At 72.1% G+C, this 20,037-nt stretch carries 18 protein-coding genes, 2 tRNA genes and 2 pseudogenes; 8 read left to right on the top strand and 14 right to left on the bottom strand.

Features of this window, described 5'->3' with window-relative positions; translation table 11 throughout:
* Positions 1-24 precede the first annotated feature (24 nt).
* Both JF597_RS10480 and JF597_RS10475 read right to left on the bottom strand, forming a co-directional pair.
* Positions 25-516 carry a macro domain-containing protein gene (locus tag JF597_RS10480; RefSeq protein WP_293992133.1) on the bottom strand — a complete coding sequence of 164 codons (492 nt, stop codon included), beginning with the start codon at positions 514-516 and terminating at the stop codon, positions 25-27.
* A 42-nt stretch (positions 517-558) separates the two neighbouring features.
* On the bottom strand, positions 559-2,028 hold the full coding sequence (locus JF597_RS10475; protein WP_293992131.1) for an amino acid permease: 1,470 nt from the start codon (positions 2,026-2,028) through the stop codon (positions 559-561).
* Positions 2,029-2,281: 253 nt separating this feature from the next.
* Between JF597_RS10475 and JF597_RS10470 the strand changes: the two genes are divergently transcribed.
* Positions 2,282-2,989 (top strand): MerR family transcriptional regulator, encoded by a 708-nt coding sequence (locus tag JF597_RS10470; protein ID WP_293992252.1) that lies wholly within the window; start codon positions 2,282-2,284, stop codon positions 2,987-2,989.
* A gap of 36 nt (positions 2,990-3,025) precedes the next feature.
* Here JF597_RS10470 and JF597_RS10465 read toward each other — a convergent pair whose 3' ends face one another.
* Genes JF597_RS10465 through JF597_RS10450 form a run of 4 tightly spaced genes read right to left on the bottom strand, consistent with a single transcriptional unit; the run spans position 3,026 to position 8,672 of the window.
* Positions 3,026-5,203 carry a 3-hydroxyacyl-CoA dehydrogenase NAD-binding domain-containing protein gene (locus JF597_RS10465; protein ID WP_293992130.1) on the bottom strand — a complete coding sequence of 726 codons (2,178 nt, stop codon included), beginning with the start codon at positions 5,201-5,203 and terminating at the stop codon, positions 3,026-3,028.
* A gap of 40 nt (positions 5,204-5,243) precedes the next feature.
* Positions 5,244-6,458, bottom strand: a complete 1,215-nt coding sequence (locus JF597_RS10460; RefSeq protein ID WP_293992129.1) for an acetyl-CoA C-acetyltransferase — start codon at positions 6,456-6,458, stop codon at positions 5,244-5,246.
* 49 nt (positions 6,459-6,507) lie between these two features.
* Positions 6,508-7,521: an LLM class F420-dependent oxidoreductase gene (locus JF597_RS10455; RefSeq protein ID WP_293992127.1), complete on the bottom strand. Its 1,014-nt coding sequence runs from the start codon at positions 7,519-7,521 to the stop codon at positions 6,508-6,510.
* Positions 7,521-8,672, bottom strand: coding sequence for a CaiB/BaiF CoA-transferase family protein (locus tag JF597_RS10450; protein ID WP_293992124.1), 1,152 nt, complete (start codon positions 8,670-8,672; stop codon positions 7,521-7,523). The genes JF597_RS10455 and JF597_RS10450 overlap by 1 nt, the downstream gene beginning before the upstream one ends.
* Positions 8,673-8,862: 190 nt before the next feature.
* On the opposite strand from JF597_RS10450, the gene JF597_RS10445 reads away from it, so the two are divergent.
* Complete coding sequence (locus JF597_RS10445) at positions 8,863-10,041, top strand: saccharopine dehydrogenase NADP-binding domain-containing protein (RefSeq protein WP_293992122.1); 1,179 nt, start codon at positions 8,863-8,865, stop codon at positions 10,039-10,041.
* A gap of 4 nt (positions 10,042-10,045) precedes the next feature.
* On the opposite strand, the gene JF597_RS10440 is transcribed toward JF597_RS10445, so the two are convergent.
* From JF597_RS10440 to JF597_RS10425, 4 genes and pseudogenes are all read right to left on the bottom strand, one after another.
* Positions 10,046-10,192, bottom strand: coding sequence for a hypothetical protein (locus JF597_RS10440; RefSeq protein ID WP_293992120.1), 147 nt, complete (start codon positions 10,190-10,192; stop codon positions 10,046-10,048).
* Positions 10,193-10,252: 60 nt separating this feature from the next.
* Positions 10,253-10,945, bottom strand: a pseudogene (locus tag JF597_RS10435) (endonuclease V).
* A gap of 83 nt (positions 10,946-11,028) precedes the next feature.
* Positions 11,029-11,367: a plasmid stabilization protein gene (locus JF597_RS10430; RefSeq protein ID WP_293992119.1), complete on the bottom strand. Its 339-nt coding sequence runs from the start codon at positions 11,365-11,367 to the stop codon at positions 11,029-11,031.
* A gap of 42 nt (positions 11,368-11,409) precedes the next feature.
* Positions 11,410-12,495 (bottom strand): oxidoreductase, encoded by a 1,086-nt coding sequence (locus JF597_RS10425; RefSeq protein ID WP_293992116.1) that lies wholly within the window; start codon positions 12,493-12,495, stop codon positions 11,410-11,412.
* A 220-nt stretch (positions 12,496-12,715) separates the two neighbouring features.
* Between JF597_RS10425 and JF597_RS10420 the strand changes: the two genes are divergently transcribed.
* From JF597_RS10420 to JF597_RS10400, 5 genes are all read left to right on the top strand, one after another.
* Positions 12,716-13,132, top strand: a complete 417-nt coding sequence (locus tag JF597_RS10420) for an SsgA family sporulation/cell division regulator (protein ID WP_293992113.1) — start codon at positions 12,716-12,718, stop codon at positions 13,130-13,132.
* 455 nt (positions 13,133-13,587) lie between these two features.
* Complete coding sequence (locus JF597_RS10415; protein ID WP_293992250.1) at positions 13,588-15,225, top strand: ABC-F family ATP-binding cassette domain-containing protein; 1,638 nt, start codon at positions 13,588-13,590, stop codon at positions 15,223-15,225.
* A 98-nt stretch (positions 15,226-15,323) separates the two neighbouring features.
* Positions 15,324-16,100 carry a dimethylargininase gene (gene ddaH / locus JF597_RS10410; protein ID WP_293992111.1) on the top strand — a complete coding sequence of 259 codons (777 nt, stop codon included), beginning with the start codon at positions 15,324-15,326 and terminating at the stop codon, positions 16,098-16,100.
* 227 nt (positions 16,101-16,327) lie between these two features.
* Entirely contained in the window at positions 16,328-17,302 is a 975-nt protein-coding gene (locus JF597_RS10405) for an acyl-ACP desaturase (protein ID WP_293992109.1), read from the top strand.
* Between the two features lie 67 nt (positions 17,303-17,369).
* Positions 17,370-17,660 carry a hypothetical protein gene (locus tag JF597_RS10400; protein WP_293992262.1) on the top strand — a complete coding sequence of 97 codons (291 nt, stop codon included), beginning with the start codon at positions 17,370-17,372 and terminating at the stop codon, positions 17,658-17,660.
* On the opposite strand, the pseudogene JF597_RS10395 reads toward JF597_RS10400, so the two are convergent.
* From JF597_RS10395 to JF597_RS10380, 4 genes and pseudogenes are all read right to left on the bottom strand, one after another.
* A pseudogene (locus tag JF597_RS10395) lies at positions 17,552-18,478 on the bottom strand (SDR family NAD(P)-dependent oxidoreductase); the annotation flags it as partial. The gene JF597_RS10400 and the pseudogene JF597_RS10395 overlap by 109 nt on opposite strands.
* A gap of 27 nt (positions 18,479-18,505) precedes the next feature.
* Positions 18,506-18,577 (bottom strand) — tRNA-Glu (locus tag JF597_RS10390).
* A gap of 11 nt (positions 18,578-18,588) precedes the next feature.
* Positions 18,589-18,660, bottom strand: a tRNA-Ala gene (locus JF597_RS10385).
* Positions 18,661-18,722: 62 nt separating this feature from the next.
* Positions 18,723-18,977, bottom strand: a complete 255-nt coding sequence (locus tag JF597_RS10380) for a WhiB family transcriptional regulator (protein WP_174856072.1) — start codon at positions 18,975-18,977, stop codon at positions 18,723-18,725.
* Between the two features lie 259 nt (positions 18,978-19,236).
* On the opposite strand from JF597_RS10380, the gene JF597_RS10375 reads away from it, so the two are divergent.
* Positions 19,237-20,028, top strand: coding sequence for a VOC family protein (locus tag JF597_RS10375; RefSeq protein ID WP_293992246.1), 792 nt, complete (start codon positions 19,237-19,239; stop codon positions 20,026-20,028).
* Positions 20,029-20,037 lie beyond the last annotated feature (9 nt).

The raw sequence follows: 20,037 nt of genomic DNA, 5'->3' as shown, positions 1-20,037 counted from the left end.
CGGCCGGGGGGACCCCCAGCGCCCCTATCGGGGCGCTTCGTCGCCGTAGTCGTACACGGTGACCGGGATCCGGCGGGCCACCAGCCGCTCGTTTATCAGCGGCTCGATCCGGGACCATTTTCCGCCGGCCAGGCCGCAGCCGATGCGGGGCATGTGTACGGACGCGCCGCGTTCGGTCGCCTCGCCGGCGAGCTTGGCCAGGGCCGTGTCGATCGCCTCGTAGCGGACCGGGACGCCCTTGCTGCCGGTTCTGGTGCCGCGTTGGCCGATCATGTTGGCCACCCAGATGTAGCGCTCGACGCGGACCAGCTGGACCGCGCCCAGGGCGAAGTCGTTGTTCGCGCGGTCGCGGTGCCAGGCGCGGTACGCCTTCTCCGGCTCCGGCCAGCGGCGGGAGAGCGCCAGGACGAAGCCCTTTCCCCAGCCCCCGAGGTCGTTGCAGACGTGGGCGATGACCTTGACGCCCTTGCCCGACGGTGTGGTGGCGTCGCCCCGGTGGTATGTGATCTCCCCCATGACGCCACCGTAGGCGATGCCACTGACAATGGCTCCGAGCTGTTACTTCCCGAGCTGTGACAGCTCCTTGTCGGCCGCCTGGGAGACCCGGCGGCGGACGCCGAACCAGCCGGCCACCAGCAGGGCGGCGATCACCGGGATGAGCAGGAGGGTCTTGCGGCCGACCTCGGGGTCTTTCCACATCATGCCGAGGCAGACCAGCAGGAAGACGATCGTGGCGATCTCGGTCGCCGGGCTGAAGCGCAGGCGGAACGCCGGGCGGTCGACCAGGCCCGCCTTCGCGCGGCGGACGAAGACCAGGTGGCAGAGCATGATGATCACCCAGGTGCTGATGATGCCGAGGGAGGCGACGTTCAGCACGATCTCGAAGGCCTGGCTGGGCACCAGGTAGTTCAGGCCGACGCCGAGCACGCAGACCGCGCAGGTCAGCAGGATGCCGCCGTAGGGCACCTGGCTGCGGTTCATGCGGGCCGTGAACTTCGGGGCCGAGCCGGCCACCGCCATGGAACGCAGGATGCGGCCCGTGGAGTAGAGGCCGGAGTTGAGGGAGGACATCGCCGCGGTGAGGACCACCAGGTTCATCACGTCGCCGGCGCCCGAGACGCCGATCTTGGAGAGGACGGTGACGAAGGGGCTCTCGTCGGCGGAGTACACCGAGCCGGGGAGGAGCAGGGCGAGCAGGACGACGGAGCCGACGTAGAAGAGGCCGACGCGCCACATGATCGAGTTCACCGCGCGCGGGACGACCTTCTCCGGTTCGGCGGTCTCGCCCGCCGCTACGCCGACCAGCTCCAGGGCCGCGTACGCGAAGATCACGCCCTGCATGACGAGGACGACCGGCATCAGGCCGTGCGGGAAGATCCCGCCGTGGTCGCCGATGGCGCTCAGGCCCGGGGTCTGGCCGTCGACCTGGTGCTGGGTGGCGAGCAGGAAGATGCCGATCAGCATGAAGCCGACCAGGGTGGCGACCTTGATGATCGCGAACCAGAACTCCATCTCGCCGAAGATCTTCACCGAGATCAGGTTGACCGCCAGGACGACGGCGAGGGCGATCAGCGCGAGCGTCCACTGGGGGATGCTCGTGAACATGCTCCAGTAGTGGGTGTAGAGCGCGATCGCGGTGATGTCGGCGATACCGGTGGTCGACCAGTTCAGGAAGTACATCCAGCCGGCGACGTACGCGCCCTTCTCACCCAGGAACTCGCGCGCGTACGACACGAAGGAACCGGAGGAGGGGCGGTAGAGGACCAGCTCGCCGAGGGCGCGGACCACGAAGAAGGCGAAGATCCCGCAGACCAGGTAGGCGAGGGCGAGGGCCGGGCCCGCGTTGTGGAGGCGGCCGCCGGCGCCCAGGAAGAGGCCGGTGCCGATCGCGCCGCCGATGGCGATCATGTTGACGTGGCGCGCCTTGAGGTCCTTGCTGTAGCCGGCGTCGCCCGCGTCCGCAGGCGTCTGGGCCACGTCGGTCCGGGTGGCGGCAGCCTGTGCCGTGTCCACGGCGTCCTTGCTCACAGGTGGTTCCACTCTCTGGTGCGCCCGAGCGGGTCGCGCTCGGGTGTCCGGACGGAGTCGGTCGGCGCGCTCGGTGGTGGGCACAGACCAAGGCCCCACCTTCCCTCGGTGAGCAGGGCGTATGCGATGACGTGGATCACAGAGCGGAACTTCTCACAAGGTCATGACCTCGACTCAAAGATGAACATCAGGAGAACTCTCCGCGAGGAGCGCCCGGTGTCACAGTGCCGGTGTGACAGCGATACTGCTGCACATGACGACCGACACCGAGGGCGACTCCGGGGAGCCGGCGCTCACCATCGACGAGCTGGCCGCGCGGGCCGGCACCACGGTCCGCACGGTCCGCTTCTACGGCACCAAAGGGCTGCTCCCGCCGCCGGTGATCGGTCCGCGCCGGGTGGGCCACTACGGGCGCGACCACCTGGCCCGGCTGGCGCTGATCGAGGAGTTGCAGCACCAGGGCATGACGCTGGCGGCGATCGAGCGCTACCTGCGGCAGCTGCCGCCCGGCCTCAGCCACCACGACCTGGCCATCCACCGGGCCGTGGTGGCCTCCTGGGCCCCGGACGCCGAGGAGACCGTGACGGCCCGGGAGCTGCGGCGGCGGGCCGGGCGGCCGCTGGACGAGGAGGACGTCGAGCGGCTCGTCGCCATGGACGTCGTACGGCCCGACGGGGACGGCTACCGCATCGACCCCGGCCTGCTCCGGCTCGCCGTGCAGCTCCTCGACGTACCGCTGTCCGAGAAGGCGATCCTGGCCGCGCGCACGGTCCTGACCGAGCACGCGCGGGCGGCCGCGCACGAGTTGTCCCTGCTGTTCCGGGCCGAGGTGGCGGAGCGGACCGAGGCGGACGTGAAGTCGCTGTCCGCGCACATGCAGCCGCTGGTGGTCCAGGCGCTGCTGACCACCTTCCAGCGGTCGCTCAGCGCGGAGGTGCACCAGTGGCTCGACGGCTCCTGAGGAGGATCCGCTGCGCGCACCCGGCTCGGCGGCGGCTCAGCGGCCGTCCGTGAAGGTCTCCCCCTTCTCCGCCTTCTCGACCAGCAGCGCGGGCGGGGTGAACCGCTCGCCGTAGGTCTCGGCGAGTTCACGCGCGCGTGCCACGAAGCCGGGCAGGCCTCCCTCGTAGCCGTTGATGTACTGCAGGACGCCGCCGGTCCAGCCCGGGAAGCCGATGCCGAAGAGCGAGCCGATGTTGGCGTCCGCGACCGAGGTGAGGACGCCCTCCTCCACGAGGCGGACGGTGTCGAGGGCCTCGGCGAAGAGCATGCGCTCCTGCATGTCCCGGAACGGGATCTCGTGGCCGGGCCTGGTGAAGTGCTCGCGCAGACCGGGCCAGAGCGCGGCCCTGCTGCCGTCCTCGGCGTAGTCGTAGAAGCCCGCTCCCCCGCTGCGGCCGGGGCGGCCGAACTCGTCGACCATGCGGTCGATGACCGCCTCGGCGGGATGCACGGTCCAGGTGCCGCCGGCCTCCTCGACGGCCAGTTTCGACTCGCGGCGGATCTTCTGCGGCAGGGTGAGGGTGAGCTCGTCCATCAGGGAGAGCACCTTGGCCGGGTAGCCGGCCTGGGCCGCCGCCTGCTCGACCGAGGCGGGCTCGATGCCCTCGCCGACCATGGCGACGCCCTCGTTGATGAAGTGGCCGATGACGCGGGAGGTGAAGAAGCCGCGGGAGTCGTTGACGACGATCGGCGTCTTGTTGATCTGCCGGACCAGGTCGAAGGCACGGGCCAGGGCCTCGTCGCCGGTCCGCTCGCCCTTGATGATCTCGACGAGCGGCATCTTGTCGACGGGCGAGAAGAAGTGCAGGCCGATGAAGTCGGCCTGGCGCTCGACGCCCTCGGCGAGGGCGGTGATCGGGAGCGTGGAGGTGTTGGAGCAGAGCAGCGCGTCGGGGGCGACGACGGACTCGATCTCCTGGAAGACCTTGTGCTTGAGTGCGGTGTCCTCGAAGACGGCCTCGATGACCGCGTCGCAGCCGGCCAGGTCCTGCGGGTCGGCGGTGGGCGTGATCCGGGCGAGCAGCGCGTCCGCCTTCTCCTGGCTGGTACGGCCCTTGGCGACGGCCTTGGCGCAGAGCTTCTCGGAGTAGCCCTTGCCCTTGAGGGCGGCCTCCGCCGACACGTCCTTGAGGACGACGTCGATGCCCGCGCGGGCGCACGCGTAGGCGATACCGGCGCCCATCATGCCCGCGCCGAGGACGGCGACCCTGGTGACCTTGCGGGGCTCGATGCCCTGCGGCCGGTTGGCGCCGGAGTTGACGGCCTGGAGGTCGAAGAAGAACGCCTGGATCATGTTCTTCGAGGTCTGCCCGGCGGCCAGCTCCACGAAGTAGCGTGCCTCGATGACCTGGGCGGTCTCGAAGTCGACCTGGCTGCCCTCGACGGCGGCGGCGAGGATGCGGCGCGGCGCCGGGTAGGGGGCGTTGTTGGTCTGCTTGCGCAGGCTGGCCGGGAAAGCGGGCAGATTGGCGGCGAACTTGGGGTTGGCGGGCGTGCCGCCGGGGATCTTGTAGCCCGGCTTGTCCCAGGGCTGCTGCGACTCGGGGTTGGCGTCGATGAACGCGCGGGCCTTGGCGAGGAGTTCCTCGGGGGTGGCGGCGACCTCGTGGATCAGGCCGTTCTCCTGGGCCCGGCGGGCGTTGTACTGGGTGCCCTGGAGGAGGACCTTCAGCAGGGCGTCGGCGATGCCGAGGAGGCGGACCGTGCGGACGACTCCGCCGCCGCCCGGGAGCAGGCCGAGGGTGACCTCGGGGCAGCCGATCCTGGTGCCGGGGGTGTCGAGGGCGACGCGGTGGTGGCAGGCGAGGGTGAGTTCGAAACCGCCGCCGAGGGCCGCGCCGTTGATGGCGGCGACGACCGGCTTGCCCAGGGTCTCGATGCGGCGCAGGTTGCGCTTGACGGCGAGGCCGCCGTCGAAGAGGTCCTGGGCGGTCTCCGGGGTGACCCGGATGAGGTCGCGCAGGTCGCCGCCGGCGAAGAAGGTCTTCTTGGCGGAGGTGAAGATGACGCCCCGGATCGAGTCCTGCTCGGCCTCCAGGCGGTCGGTGACCGCGGCGAGGGACTCGGCGAAGGCCGCGTTCATGGTGTTGGCGGACTGGTCGGGGTCGTCCAGGACGAGGGTGACGACGCCGGTGTCGTCCTGTTCCCAGCGGATGGTGGTGCTCTCGGTCATGGCTCGTGTCTCCGTGAGGTCTCTTGGTTCCGCGGGGATGTCAGACGCGCTCGACGATGGTGGCGATGCCCATGCCGCCGCCCACGCACAGGGTGGCGAGGCCGTAGCGCTTGTCCTGCCGCTCCAGTTCGTCGACGAGGGAGCCGAGGATCATCGCGCCGGTGGCGCCGAGGGGGTGGCCGAGTGCGATGGCGCCGCCGTTGACGTTGACCTTGTCCAGGGACAGACCCATGTCCTTCACGAAGCGCAGGACGACCGCCGCGAACGCCTCGTTGATCTCGACCAGGTCGATGTCGTCGATGGTGAGGCCGGCCTTGGCGAGGGCCTTGCGGGTGGCGGGGGCGGGGCCGGTGAGCATGATGGTCGGCTCGGAGCCCGACACGGCGGCCGAGACGATGCGGGCGCGCGGGGTGAGGCCGTAGCGCTCGCCGATCTCCTTCGAGCCGATGGCGACCAGGGAGGCGCCGTCGACGATGCCGGAGGAGTTGCCCGCGTGGTGGACGTGGTCGATCTTCTCGACCCAGTGGTACTTCTGCAGGGCGACCGCGTCGAAACCGCCCAGTTCGCCGATGTCGGCGAAGGACGGCTTCAGCTTGGCGAGGGAGTCGGCGGTGGTGCCGGGCCGCAGGTGCTCGTCGTGGTCGAGGACGGTGAGGCCCGCGCGGTCCTTCACGGGGACCACGGAGCGGTCGAAGCGGCCCTCCTTGACGGCCGTCGCCGCGCGCTCCTGGGACAGCGCCGCGTACTCGTCGACGTCCCGGCGGGAGAAGCCCTCGATGGTGGCGATCAGGTCGGCGCCGATGCCCTGCGGCACGAAGTTGACCGCCAGGTTGGTCATCGGGTCGTTGAACCAGGCGCCGCCGTCCGAGGCCATCGGCACCCGGGACATGGACTCGACGCCGCCCGCGAGGACCAGGTCCTCGAAGCCCGAACGGACCTTGGCGGCGGCCATGTTGACGGCCTCCAGGCCGGAGGCGCAGAAGCGGTTCTCCTGGACGCCGGCGACCGTGTCCGGCAGTCCGGCGGCGATCGCGGCGATCCGCGCGATGTCGGAGCCCTGGTCGCCGACCGGGCCGACGACACCGAGCACGACGTCGTCGATGGCGGCCGGGTCGAGGCCGGGGAAACGGTCCCGGATCTCGTGGATGAGTCCGACGACGAGGTCGATGGGCTTCGTGCCGTGCAGGGCGCCGTTCGCCTTGCCGCGGCCGCGCGGGGTGCGGATCGCGTCGTACACGTACGCTTCGGTGCTCACTGACAAGCCTTTCAACGAGGGTTGGTGCGCGGTGGAGGTCAGCGGGGGCTCAGAGCCAGTTCTTGACGGTCTCGACCAGGCGGGCCGGGTCCGGGCCGACGGGGGTGATGTCCAGCATGGTCACGCCGGCCTCGCGGTAGGCGGCGATGCGGTCGCGGACGTATCCCTCCGGGCCGCACAGGGATATGAGCTCGCAGAACTCGTCCGGTACGGCCGCCGCGGCGTCCCGGTGCCGGCCGTCGAGGTACAGCTCCTGGATGAGCCGGGCCTCCTTCTCGTAGCCGTAGGCGACGGCGAGGTCGTTGTAGAAGTTCTTGCCAGGTGCGCCCATGCCGCCGACGTACAGGGCGATCCGGGGGCGGACCTGGTCGCGTACGGCGGCCGCGTCCTCGCCGATGGCGAGCAGGCCTCCGGCGACGACCTGGAGCGGCCCGAGGGCCGGGTCCCGGCGGGCGGCGCCCTCCGCCAGGGGCGTGCCCCAGACCTGGTGGGCCTTCTCGGGGATGAACAGGGTCGGCAGCCAGCCGTCGGCGATCTCGGCGGTCATCCGGACGTTGGCGGGCCCGAGGGAGGCCACGTAGAGCGGGACGTCGGGGCGGACCGGCTTGGTGAGGATCTTCAGCGGCTTGCCGAGGCCGCCGGGGCGGGGCATGTCCGTGATGCCGTGGTGGTCGATGGTCTCGCGGCGCAGGATCCGCCGGGTCAGTTCGACGGCCTCGCGGGTACGGCCGAGCGGCTTGTCGTAGGCCTTGCCGTGCCAGCCCTCCACCACCTGCGGGCCGGAGGCGCCGAGTCCGATGATCGCGCGGCCGCCGGAGATCGCGTCCAGCCCTGCGGCCGTCTGGGCGATGAGGGCGGGGGTGCGGGAGTAGACGTTGAGGATCGCGGAGCCGATCTTCATCCGTTCGGTGCGGGCGGCCAGGTAGCCCATGATCGTGGGCGAGTCGAAGCCGTAGGCCTCCGCGACCCAGACCGCGTCGAGGCCCGCCGACTCCAGCGCGGCCGCCCGGTCCGCCGCCGCGCGCGGGTCGCCCGCGTAGTCGAGGAAGGTCGAGAGCTCCATCAGGTGCCGTCCTTGTCGTGGTCGTCGAGGAGTGCCGGCACGTCCCAGTCGCCGGCCACCGCGGCGGTGTCGGCGCCGGGCCGGGCGGGAGCGGTGCGCACGGTCGTGGGGGTCGCGGAGAAGCGCGGGGCGGGGGCCGGCTGGGTGATGCCGCCATGGCCGGTGAAGGTGGAGCGGGCGGCCAGATGGGGGTGGTGCGCGGCCTCGCGGAGGGAGAGGACGGGGGCCACACAGGCGTCGGAGCCCTCGAAGACCGCCGTCCACTCGTCGCGGGTGCGGGACTTGAAGCGGGCGGCGACGCGCTCGCGCAGCTCGCCCCAGCGGGTCCAGTCCTTGCGGGCGTCGGCCAGGTCGTCGAGGCCCCCGAGCAGCCGGAGGAACTCGGCGTAGAACTGGGGCTCCAGGGCGCCGACCGCCATGTGTCCGCCGTCGGCGGTCTCGTAGGTGCCGTAGTACGGGCAGCCGCCGTCCAGCAGGTTGGCGCCGCGCCGGTCCTGCCAGCCGCCGGCGGCCACCATGCCGTGGATCATCGCGGTCAGGTGCGCGGTGCCGTCCACGATGGCGGCGTCCACGACCTGGCCGGTGCCGGTCGCACGCGCGTGGTGCAGGGCGGCCAGGACGCCGACGACGAGGTAGAGGGAGCCGCCCGCGTAGTCGCCGAGCAGGTTGGCGGGGACGGCCGGGGGTTCGTCGGGGCGGCCGATCATGCCGAGGGTGCCGGTGAGGGCGATGTAGGCGATGTCGTGGCCCGCGCGGTGCGCGAGGGGCCCCTCCTGGCCCCAGCCGGTCATCCGGCCGTAGACCAGCCGGGGGTTGCGGGCGTGGCAGTCCGCGGGGCCGACACCGAGCCGCTCGGCGACGCCGGGGCGGTAGCCCTCGACGAGGATGTCGGCGCGTGCGGCCAGGTCGAGGACGCGGGCGGGGCCGCTCGGGGACTTCAGGTCGACGAGCACCGAGCGCTTGTTGCGGTTGGTGACGTCGTACGCCGGGTCGATCGCGAGTCCGGGGCCGCCTGGCCGGTCGACGCGGACCACGTCGGCGCCCAGGTCGGCGAGGAGCATGGCGGCGAACGGGCCGGGTCCGATGCCGGCCAGCTCCACCACGCGCACGCCGGAGAGCGGGCCCTGTCCTGGCGTCCCTGCCATGGTCATGCCGCCCCCAGCCATGTGACACAACTGATGTAACACCGATGATGCTAAGAACACGTTCCACTGGACACAAGGGCCAGCGGGCAAGTGGCGAGCAAGCGCTTAGTCAAGATACCCCGTGGGGGTGCGTCCGCACTCCTCACGCTAGCCTCAGCCACCGACAACGGCACGGGCTGTGCGACCGAGAGGTGTCATGAGCAGGCTGAAGACGAAGGACCGTCCCTACGACCTCGTGCTCTTCGGAGCCACCGGCTTCGTGGGCGAGCTCACCGCCGAGTACCTCGCCGCGCACGCGCCCGAGGGCCTGCGCTGGGCGCTCGCGGCCCGGGACGAGCGCAGGCTGCAGGCCTTGCGCGAGCGGCTGCCGGGCGGCGCGGCGGTCGGGGTGCTGCGCGCCGACGTCACGGAGCCCGCCACGATCCGCGCACTCGCCGAGCACGCGCGCGTGGTGGCCACGACAGTCGGTCCCTACGGCCGTTACGGCGAGGACCTGGTCGCGGCCTGCGCGGACACCGGCGCCGACTACCTGGACCTGTGCGGCGAGCCGGAGTTCGTGGACCTGACCTACGTCCGGCACGACGCACGCGCGCGTGAGACGGGCGCCCGCCTGGTGCACGCGTGCGGTTTCGACTCGGTCCCGCACGACCTGGGCGTGTACTTCACTGTCCGGCAGCTGCCGGAGGGCGTGCCGCTGACCGTGGACGGGTTCGTGACCGCGGACGCGTCCTTCTCCGGCGGCACCTTCGCCTCCGCCCTGGACCAGTTCGCGCGCCCCCGGCAGCTGCTCGCCGCCGCACGGGACCGCGCCCGGCACGAGCCCCGGCTGATGCACCGCCGGACGAGCGCGCCGACGGGTGCCCCGCGGTTCGCGCCCGAGGTCGGCGCCTGGGCGCTGCCGCTGCCCACCATCGACGCCCAGATCGTGCGCCGCTCGGCCAGGGCCCTGGAGCGCTACGGCCCCGACTTCCGCTACCGGCACTACGCGGCCGTCAGGCACCTGCCGATGGCGCTCGGCGGGGTGGCGGCCGTCGGCGCGGTCGCCGCGGTCGCCCAGCTGCCGCCCGCCCGGCGCTGGCTGTCGGACCGGCTCAGGCCCGGGGACGGGCCGGACGCCGAGAAGCGGGCGCGCAGCTGGTTCACGGTCCGGTTCGTCGGCGAGGGCGGCGGACGGCGGGTGTTCACGGAGGTCTCGGGAGGGGATCCCGGCTACGGCGAGACGGCGAAGATGTTCGCCGAGGCCGCCCTCTGCCTCGCCTTCGACGAGCTGCCGCCGACGGCCGGCCAGGTCACCACCGCGCAGGCGGTGGGCGACGCGCTCACCGAACGGCTGCGGGCGGCCGGGATCGGCTTCCGGGTGGCGGCGATCCGCTGAACCCCTAGGACTGCCACTGGATCACGGTGTAGACCATCCCGGCCATCCACCCGAACCCCACCACCACGGCGAGGACCAGGGCGGCCGTCACCGTGCGCTCGACGGGCTGGGCGGAGGCGGCGACGGACTGGGGGGCACGGTGTGTGGTCATGCGGCCAGCCTGCCGCCGGACTGTAACGGCGGCATCCGTACTCGTACTCAGAATCGCTACTCAGGCCTGAGCTTCACGCAGCGCGCTGCGGCACAGCGCGTCCGCGCGGCGGGTGGTCTCCGGCAGGCGGTACCTCGGGGTGAGCGCGAGCGTGTGGGCGCAGGCGTTGTCGAGGCTCACTCTGTGGCCGACGGAGACGAACACCGGCTTGACGGCGTCCCGGGTGCGCAGGGCGCGGCCGACCTCCTCGGCACCGGCGAGCAACGGCGCGTGGCTGCCGCGCGGGGCCTCGGGGTCGTCGTGCGCGAAGGTGAACGGGTTCTTGGCGACGCCGATGGTGGGCAGGCCGGTGAGGACGCCCAGGTGGCTGGCGAGGCCGAAGCGGCGCGGGTGGGCGAGGCCGTAGCCGTCGCAGACGACCAGGCCCGGCGGGCAGGGCAGGGCTTCGAGGGCGGACCGGACGGTCGGGATCTCACGGAAGGCGAGCAGTCCGGGCACCTACGGGAAGGACACCCGGCCGACGGCGGTCGCCTCCGCGACCACCTCCAGGGTCGCCGCGTCCAGGACGACGGCCGCGGCGGCGACCAGGTCGCGCCCGTCGTCGTAGGCCACGTCGACGCCGGTGACGTACCCGGAGCCGGGCGCCGGGCCCGGCTCGTCGAGGACCACCCGCCCGCGCAGTTCGTCCTGTACGGCCAGGGCCTGTTCCTCGGTCGCGGGCCAGCCCGCGGGTACGCCTACGGTCGTCGTCATGGTGGGCACGAGCGTACGGCGTGCCACGCGCGCGTGCGGTGACGGGGCAGCCCCCGGCCGACTCACCGCACGCGCGCGTGCCGTCAGCTCTTCTTGGCGTCGATGGCGCGTTGCAACTGGGCCTTGTTCATGTTCGAACGGCCTTCGATGCCGCGCTGCCTGGCCTCGTTGTACAGCTGGTCCCGGGTCGGGCCCTGGGAGCCCTGCCGGTTGCCCGACCGCTGACCGCCGCGCTTGCCGGACGACATGTCCTGCGTGGAACTGCGGCTGGCCGTCTTGGACTCGCCGGACCGGGCGCGCTCCTTGTTGACGGTCCGGGCGGCGATCTCCTCGGCCCGGTCCCGGCTCTCGCCCCGGTCGAGAGCGCTCTCCTTGATGTGTTCGTACTGACGTTCCCGCTTGGGGCTGGATCCGCGTGGCATGACCGCTCCTTTCCCTGTGGGCAGGGAACGGGTACCCCCGGTTCAGTCCTCCAGGCGTGCCACCCGCCCCTGCTCGCCGGCCGCCCAGCAGCTCAGGTCCGGTGTGCAGGCCACGGTGTCGTACGAGCCGGTGTCGACGGTGCGCCAGGTGCGGCCGCCGTCGGTGGTCAGGTCGGTGCCGGTGGGGCCGACGGCGAGGGCCGAGGTGCGGCTGTGCGGGAGCCACGCGACGCCGGAGCGGTAGGCGGGCGGCGGGGTGGCGGCGGCCCGCCAGCTGCGGCCGCCGTCCGGAGTGACCGCGGCCGCCTGCGGCGAGGCCTGGTCGGCGCGGTAGTCGCCGCCCACCGCGAGGCCGTGGCCGCGATCGCGGAAGGCGACGGCGAAGACGCCCTTGGCCGGGTCGCCCGCCGGGATCGTGGTGTCGGCGGCGGTCCAGGTCAGGCCGCGGTCGGCGGAGTGCAGCACGCGCGCGTGCGCGCCGCCGCCGGTGGCCAGCCAGGCGTCCCTCGGCCCGGAGGTGACCAGGCACTGGCCGCTCGCCGCGAAGCCCGCCTCGCCCGCCAGCGCGGCCGGCATGCCGTCGTCCGGCAGCACGCGCCAGGAACGGCCGCCGTCGCTCGTCGACAGGATGCGGAACTTCCCGTCGACCGGGTCGCTCATGGCGAGGCCGTGGCGGCGGTCGAAGAAGGCCATGCAGTCGTAGAAGGCGGCGGGGTCGGTGTTGCGGAAGGACTCCGTCCAGGTCCGGCCGCCGTCGTCGGTGCGGTAGACCCGGGACGCCTCGCCCTCGCCGATGGCCAGCACCACCGCGCGGCGCGCGTCGAACGCCTCGACGTCCCGGAACTGGAGGTCGCCCGCTCCCGGCGGTGAGACGTTGCGCCAGCTCGTCCCGCCGTCCGTGGTGCGCAGCACGGTGCCGCCGGTGCCGGCCAGCCAGGCGGTGTGGCGGTCGACGGCGGCCAGGCCGCGGAACCGCACGTCCGGGGTGCCGGTGGCCTTGAGCGCCCAGTGCGGTGCCGGTGTCGCGGCCCGTGCGGAACCGGCGGTCAGCGCGGCCAGCGCCGCCGTGCACGCCACCCCCACCGCGACCGCTCGGCCGGTACGTCGGGCTCGTCCTGTGCGTCGCATGCTCCCCAAGCGCCTCATGGCGCGCGAAGCTAGCCGACCGCCGCGGCGCCGTCCAGAGGGCCACGCGGACCTGGCGACAGGTAAGTCCCAGGTGTGAATAGGGCCGGTGACAGAGGTCACTCGCCCTTCCTGTGCACGGATCGGCCGCTTCCTTCGTCTCTTCCAGTGCCAGGTCTCACACGCCCGGAAATTCGTACAGCCGTCACGAGGGAGCAAGGCGTTGTCCATCGTCATCGAGCAGCCCGTAGAGGCTCGACTGGTCGCCGCGTCACCGCGCATGCCGAGCATTCCCGCCACCCTGCGCTACGACCGCGAGGACCCCTTCGCCGTGCGCATGACCTTCCCGGCCCCGGCCACCCTGGAGGGGGTCGACGTCTGCTGGACGTTCTCCCGCGAGCTGCTGGCGGCCGGACTCCACGCGCCGGAGGGCAACGGGGACGTCCGGGTGCGGCCGTACGGCTACGACCGGACCGTGCTGGAGTTCCACGCCCCCGAGGGCACCGCCGTCATCCATGTGCGCACCGGCGAGATACGCCGCTTCCTGGAGGCGACCGGCGACCTGGTCCCCACCGGACTCGAACACCTCCAGCTGGACCTCGACCACGGCCTGGCCGAGCTGATGCGGGACGCCTGCTGAGCCTGCGCCCCGCACCGGCGGGGCGTCGGGTTCGCCGTGGCCGGGCCCGCCCGCGAGCGCCCCGGACGTCTGCCGTGTCCGGCAGCTCCCGCGCGGCGCGGCGGACGGCGTCCCCGGGGCCACCGGCTCGTCGAGCGGCCCGCCGACCTCCTCGACAGGCGCCGGTCCGGAGTCCGCCCGGACCGCGGCCCGGCCGCCGGCGGTTAATTGCGTTGACACCCCCTGTGCCCCCTCCTAGCGTGTACGACGGTTCTGTTGCCGTCGATTGGAGAAGGACGTTGCTCGTCTGAGGTCCTGAGACACCGCGTCACACCCGTGAGGTGTGTCTGTGGCGTTCGACCTCGGCGTGTGAGCCGTCCTCCCGGCGCGGGACCTCTTCCCGGCCTCTCGGCCTCTGCCTCGCGGTGTCTCGACACGCGTCCGTCCCCGACACCGCAAGCAACCGCGAGGCGCCCATCTCTGCATCCGTCACCGTCACCTCCCTGTCCTTCACCTGGCCCGACGGCTCCCCCGTCTTCGACGGCCTGGACATCTCCTTCGGCCCCGGCCGCACCGGCCTGGTCGGGGTCAACGGATCGGGGAAGTCGACCTTGTTGAAGCTCGTCGCCGGCGATCTCACCCCGGCCGACGGCTCCGTGAAGGTGGCCGGTGAGGTCGGCCACCTCCCGCAGAACGTCACGCTCGACACCGCGCTGCGCGTCGAGGAGGTGCTCGGCATCGCCTCCCGGCGGGCCGCACTGCACGCCATCGAGGCGGGTGACGTGTCCGAGCGGCACTTCGAGGCGCTCGGCGACGACTGGGACATCGAGGAGCGCGCCCTGGTCACCCTCGGCGAACTCGGGCTGGGGCACATCGGCCTGGACCGGACCGTCGGCGAGGTGTCCGGTGGCGAGTCGGTGCTGCTGCGGCTGGCCGCGCTGCTCCTGCGGCGGCCGGACGTGCTGCTGCTGGACGAGCCCACCAACAACCTCGACCTGTACGCCCGCAAGCGGCTGTACGGGGCCGTCGCCTCCTGGCCGGGCGTGCTGATCGTGGTCAGCCACGACCGCGAACTCCTCGACCTGGTCGACCAGATCGCCGACCTGCGCGCCGGTGAGGTCACCTGGTACGGCGGCAACTTCTCGGCCTACGAGGAGGCCCTTGCCGTCGAGCAGGAGGCGGCCGAGCGCATGGTGCGGGTCGCCGAGGCCGACGTCCGCAAGCAGAAGCGCGAACTGTCCGACGCCCAGGTCAAACTGGCCCGCCGCAAGCGGTACGGGCAGAAGATGTACGAGCAGAAACGCGAGCCGAAGATCGTCATGGGGGCACGCAAACGGGCGGCGCAGGAGGCCGCGGGCAAGCACCGCATCATGCACGAGGAACGGCTCGCCGAGGCGAAGGAGCGGCTGGACGAGGCGGTGGAGGCGGTACGGGACGACGACGAGATCCGCGTCGAACTGCCGTACACGACCGTGCCGCCGGGCCGGAACGTGCTGACGCTGGAGAACCTGGAACTCGCGCACGGCGCGCGGGTGAAGGGGATCCTCGACCTGCGCGGGCCCGAGCGGATCGCGCTGATCGGACGCAACGGAGCCGGCAAGACGACACTGCTGCGGACGGTCGCCGGGGAGCTGGCGCCGGTGGCGGGCGAGGCACGCGCGCACGTGCCGATGCGTTTCCTGCCGCAGCGGCTGGACGTTCTCGACGACGAGCGGACCGTCACCGAGAACGTGGCCCGGTTCGCACCGGACGCCGGCAACAACCGGATCCGGGCGCGGCTGGCCCGCTTCCTGTTCCGGGGCGCCCGCGCCGACCAGAAGGCAGGGACGCTCTCCGGCGGCGAGCGCTTCCGGGCGGCGCTGGCCGCGCTGCTGCTGGCGGAGCCCGCGCCCCAGCTGCTGATGCTGGACGAGCCGACGAACAACCTCGACATGGCGAGCGTCCGGCAGCTCACCACGGCCCTGGAGTCGTACGCGGGCGCCCTGATCGTGGCCAGTCACGACCTGCCGTTCCTGGAGTCGATCGGGATCACGAGGTGGCTGCTGATGGCGGACGGGGAGCTGACCGGCACAACTCCGGACGAGGTGGCGCGTCTCGGTGAGGGCACAGCCTGACAACAGGGGTTTTGTCTACACCGATCCGCCCTGCATGATGGCGGTCCGGCGCCCCCACCATGGGCGCCGGACCCGATCACCGACCCCGGAGACCCGTCGTGCCCAGCAAGAAGGCCCTCATCCGCCGCCCCAGCCCGCGCCTCGCCGAAGGCCTGGTGACGCACATCGAGCGGGAGAAGGTCGACGTCGAGCTCGCCCACGAGCAGTGGGAGGCGTACGCCGAGACGCTGCGCGCGCACGGCTGGGAGACCGTCGAGGTGGAACCGGAGGACGACTGCCCGGACTCGGTGTTCGTCGAGGACACGGTCGTCATGTACAAGAACGTCGCGCTGATCACCCGGCCGGGCGCCGAGTCCCGGCGCGAGGAGACGGCCGGCGTCGAGGAGGCGGTGGCCCGGCTCGGCTGTTCGGTGAACTGGATCTGGGAGCCGGGCACCCTGGACGGCGGCGACGTCCTCAAGGTCGGCGACACCGTCTACGTCGGCCGTGGCGGGCGGACCAACGCGGCCGGGGTGCAGCAGTTGCGGGCCGCGTTCGAGCCGCTGGGCGCGCGGGTGGTCGCCGTGCCCGTGAGTAAGGTGCTGCACCTGAAGTCGGCGGTGACCGCGCTGCCCGACGGAACGATCCTGGGGCACATCCCGAACGTGGACCGGCCGTCGCTGTTCCCGGGCTTCCTGGCGGTGCCCGAGGAGGCGGGTGCGCATGTGGTGCTGCTCGGCGGCGGCAAGCTGCTGATGTCGGCAAGTGCGCCCAAGACCGCGGAGTTGCTGGCCGATCTCGGCCACGAGGTGGTCCCGGTCGACATCTCCGAGTTCGAGAAACTCGAGGGATGTGTGACGTGCCTCTCGGTGCGGCTGCGGGAGCTGTACGCCTGACAGGGCATCGGTTCACCGCTTCGGCCTCGGGACCTGCGGGTCCCGGGGCTGCTTGGCATGTCCCGATTCACCTTGTGCACCGGGCCTGATCAGCAGTCTTTACAGCGCACTTAACCTACGGCTTCGTAACCTACGGATTCGTAGCCTACGATCACGTAGGTTCCCGGCCCCGCTCGCCGGTCTTCTCCCGTTCATCCGCTCTTGTTCGGCGTCCCCCTGGAGTTCTCGTGACGATCACTTCTCCCCATCTCGGCAGCCCGTCCGTGTGGACCGACGCGCGCCTGCTGTACGCCCTGGAGGAAGTGGTCGAGAAAGAACTGAACCGGCATCTGAAGGTCGCCAAGGACTGGATGCCGCACGAGTACGTGCCGTGGAGCGACGCCCGTAACTTCCCCGGCTTCTTCGAGGACGGCCAGGCCTGGGGCAAGGAGCAGTCCAAGGTCACCGAGATCGGCCGGACCGCCCTGGTGGTGAACCTCCTCACCGAGGACAACCTGCCCAGCTACCACCACGAGATCGCCTCGCTGTTCGGCCGGGACGGCGCCTGGGGCACCTGGGTGCACCGCTGGACCGCCGAGGAGGGCCGGCACGGCATCGTGATGCGCGACTACCTGCTCGCCTCGCGCGCGGTGGACCCGGACAAGCTGGAGCAGTTCCGGATGTCGCACATGAGCGAGGGCTTCGAGTCGGACAACCGGCACTCGATGCTGCACTCGGTCGCCTACGTCGCCTTCCAGGAGCTCGCGACCCGCATCTCGCACCGCAACACCGGCCACCAGTCCGGCGACCCGGTCTGCGACCGCATGCTGTCCCGCATCGCGACCGACGAGAACCTGCACATGGTCTTCTACCGCAACCTCCTCAAGGCCGCGTTCGAGCTGGCCCCCGACCTGACCATGCAGGCGGTGCGGGACGTCGTGGTCGACTTCCGCATGCCCGGTCACGGCATCCCCGGCTTCGAGCGGGCCGCCGCGCAGATGGCGATCGGCGAGGTCTACAACCTGCGGATCCACCACGACGACGTGCTCCAGCCGGTGCTGCGTCACCTGAAGGTCCTGGAGATCGACGGCCTGGGCCCGGAGGGCCTCAAGGCGCAGGAGGAACTCGGCCTGTTCATGGGCGGGCTGGACGCCGAGGCGTCGAAGTTCGACGAGAAGCTGGCGGCACGCAAGGCCCGGATGGCGGCCCGCGCCGGCGCGTGACGTCAGGAGCGGCGGGCGCCCGGATTTTCCGGTGCGCCCTGTCGGTGGCCTGCGGCATCATGCGCGCATGCGTGCTGACACCACCTCCGGCCGGGCGGTCGGCTTCCTGCTGGACCTGATCGACGCCGCGGAGGCCGACCGGGTACGCACGCGTGTCGGGCTGCCCCGGCCGGCGCCGGAGGACCCGCGGGAGGCCAGGCGCCGGGCCTCCTGGGGGCTGCCGGCGCTGCCGTCCTCGGTGGTGCTGTGGGCCAGGGCGTTGACGAGCTGGGTCTCCAGGACCTCGGCGGGGTCGAGGGCGCCGAGCCGGGCCGACCAGGAGTTCTCGGGCGACGGGTCGGGCAGCAGTCCGGCCTAGTCGGCCTCGCGCAGTGCGACGGGCAGGGCCGCGGCCGAGCCCGCCGGCCCGCGCACGGGGAGGAAGCCGGGGGCCCGCCGGGCGCCCGGGGGCAGCGCTTCGGACTCGCCTGCGGCCAGCAGGGCGTACGACTCGGGCGGTCTGCGCACGGTCTGGGCCGCGTCGTTGACGAGGATGTCCAGCGGCTCGCCCTCCCCCCGCAGTTCCTCGCACAGGCCGAGGACCTGGCGCGGGTCGCGCAGGTCGACGGCGAGGACGGTGAGCCGGTCCAGCCACTCGGCGCTGCCCGGCGCGGCCTCGAAGCGCCGCCGGGTGTCGTACGGGAAGCGCGAGGTGACGAGGAGTTCGGCGCCGTCGCGCAGCATCATCAGCGCCAGCTGGAAGCCGATCTTCACCCTGCCGCCGGTGAGCAGCACCCGGCGGCCGCTGAGGTCGGTGCTCAGGGCGCGGCGCGCCGTGTTGTCGGCGGCGCAGTCGGGACAGAGCCCGTGGTAGAAGGTGTCGACCTGTCGATAGGGCGACTTGCAGACGTAGCAGGTACGCGGCTTGTGGAAGACGCCACCGGCGCCGGGCACGGCGAGCGGCGCGTCCTCGCGGCGGCCCAGGGCGCCGGTCGCGGTCGCGGCCATCACGGCGGCGTCCGCCGTGGGCGTCTCGGTGCTGCGCGTCCGCCGGCGGCGCAGCCGGCCGTCGCGGGCGAAGGAGGCGGCGACCTGCTCGGCGCGCAGCCGCACCGGGTCGTCGACGGGCAGCGCCCGCAGCTTCCCCACGACCTGGTGGAAAGCCGCCAGTTCGGCCTCGGTGATCGCCTCGCTCATCCGTCCCCGCCCGTGTCCGCCGTATCGCGGTCCCGGCCGGATTCGAACCGGCGTATCCACCTTGAGAGGGTGGCGAGTCTGCCTCTGCTCCACAGGACCTCGTCACACGGCCCGGACGACCGAATTCGAACCGGTGTGTCCATCTTGCCAAGACGGTGCGCCTGCCTCTGCGCTACGTCCGGCCGCGTCCCCGGATGGTAGCCGGGCCCGGGCGTGCGGCCCATCGCATTTCCCCGGTGGGGGTTCAGCGGGACGCGCGGCGCAGTTCCAGGCGTTCCTTCTCGGACAGGCCGCCCCAGACGCCGAAGCGTTCGTCGTTGTCGAGCGCGTACTCCAGGCAGGCCGAGCGCATCTCGCACATGCCGCAGATGCGCTTGGCCTCGCGTACCGAGCTGCCGGGCTCGGGAAAGAAGAAGTCCGCCCCGGTCTGCGCGCACAACGCCTGCGCCTGCCAGGCCGGGACGGGCGTGCGGGGCGGGGTGATGGTGTCGAAGTGCATGGCCAGGATCGTGCCGGGCGGCGAAAAACGTTCGATCAACGCCCGCTCAACGTCCCGGCGGCAGAGCACTTCAGCCTCGATCATGCTCCTGCGCGGCACGCCCGCGCACGGCGGCGCGCGGAACGGATCCGGAACTCGGCGACCGCGTCGGGTGACCCACGGTAACCGGGTCGCGGTGGGCGTGGTCGGGCAGCGATTGTCAGTGGGCGGTGGAAGACTCGGCGCAGCAGAGGACAGGACCCTTCCGAGGAGGGCGATGATGCTCACCACCCGTTTCGTCAACGGCGCTCCCAACTGGATCGACCTCGGCACGCCCGAGATCGACGGCGCAGTCTCCTTCTACAACGGTCTCTTCGGCTGGCAGTTCCGGTCGGCGGGTCCCGACGCCGGTGGTTACGGCTTCTTCCAGCTGGACGGCAGGACCGTTGCCGGCGGCATGCAGACCACGCCGGAGCAGGGGCCGCCGTCCTGGACGGTGTACTTCCAGAGCGAGGACGCGCAGGCCACCGCGAAGGCGGCCGAGCAGGCGCACGGCAGCGTCCTCGCCCAGCCGATGGACGTGCTGGGCCGGGGCCACCTGGCGATCCTCACCGACCAGGCGGGCGTCCCCTTCGGCATCTGGCAGCCGGCGCTCACCAAGGGCGTCGACGTGGCGGGCGATCCGGGCTCGCTGTGCTGGGTCGAGCTGTACACCCCGGACATCGCGGCCGCCGCGGCCTACTACCACAAGGTGCTCGGCCTGGAGACCTCCGGCGTGCCCTTCCCGGGCGGCACCTACACCTGTATCAACCCGGCGGGCGGCGACGACGCGTCGATGTTCGGCGGGATGGTGCCGCTGGCCGACGACCCGGCCGAGGCGCAGGCGGGCGCGTACTGGCTGCCGTACTTCGAGGTCGAGGACCCGGACGCGGTGGTGGAGAAGGCCCAGCAGACGGGCGGCAGGGTGCGGATGCCGGCGACCACGCTGGAGGGGGTGGGCCGGATGGCCAAGCTGGCGGACCCGTACGGCGCCCGCTTCGCGGTGATCAAGGGCGAACCGCAGGGGACCTGAGGCGGGAGC

The sequence above is a fragment of the Streptomyces sp. genome, from assembly GCF_019510245.1.
GTDB lineage: Bacteria > Actinomycetota > Actinomycetes > Streptomycetales > Streptomycetaceae > Streptomyces.
This window is presented reverse-complemented; position numbering and strand designations above follow the sequence as displayed.

Excerpts from the sequence above, each read along its gene's own strand:
- JF597_RS10480 (WP_293992133.1), bottom strand. The coding sequence starts at position 516 with ATGGGGGAGATCACATACCACCGGGGCGACGCCACCACACCGTCGGGC.
- JF597_RS10470 (WP_293992252.1), top strand. The coding sequence starts at position 2,282 with ATGACGACCGACACCGAGGGCGACTCCGGGGAGCCGGCGCTCACCATC.
- JF597_RS10465 (WP_293992130.1), bottom strand. The coding sequence starts at position 5,203 with ATGACCGAGAGCACCACCATCCGCTGGGAACAGGACGACACCGGCGTC.
- JF597_RS10455 (WP_293992127.1), bottom strand. The coding sequence starts at position 7,521 with ATGGAGCTCTCGACCTTCCTCGACTACGCGGGCGACCCGCGCGCGGCG.
- JF597_RS10450 (WP_293992124.1), bottom strand. The coding sequence starts at position 8,672 with ATGACCATGGCAGGGACGCCAGGACAGGGCCCGCTCTCCGGCGTGCGC.
- JF597_RS10445 (WP_293992122.1), top strand. The coding sequence starts at position 8,863 with ATGAGCAGGCTGAAGACGAAGGACCGTCCCTACGACCTCGTGCTCTTC.
- JF597_RS10440 (WP_293992120.1), bottom strand. The coding sequence starts at position 10,192 with ATGACCACACACCGTGCCCCCCAGTCCGTCGCCGCCTCCGCCCAGCCC.
- JF597_RS10430 (WP_293992119.1), bottom strand. The coding sequence starts at position 11,367 with ATGCCACGCGGATCCAGCCCCAAGCGGGAACGTCAGTACGAACACATC.
- JF597_RS10425 (WP_293992116.1), bottom strand. The coding sequence starts at position 12,495 with ATGCGACGCACAGGACGAGCCCGACGTACCGGCCGAGCGGTCGCGGTG.
- JF597_RS10400 (WP_293992262.1), top strand. The coding sequence starts at position 17,370 with ATGCGTGCTGACACCACCTCCGGCCGGGCGGTCGGCTTCCTGCTGGAC.
- JF597_RS10380 (WP_174856072.1), bottom strand. The coding sequence starts at position 18,977 with ATGCACTTCGACACCATCACCCCGCCCCGCACGCCCGTCCCGGCCTGG.
- JF597_RS10375 (WP_293992246.1), top strand. The coding sequence starts at position 19,237 with ATGCTCACCACCCGTTTCGTCAACGGCGCTCCCAACTGGATCGACCTC.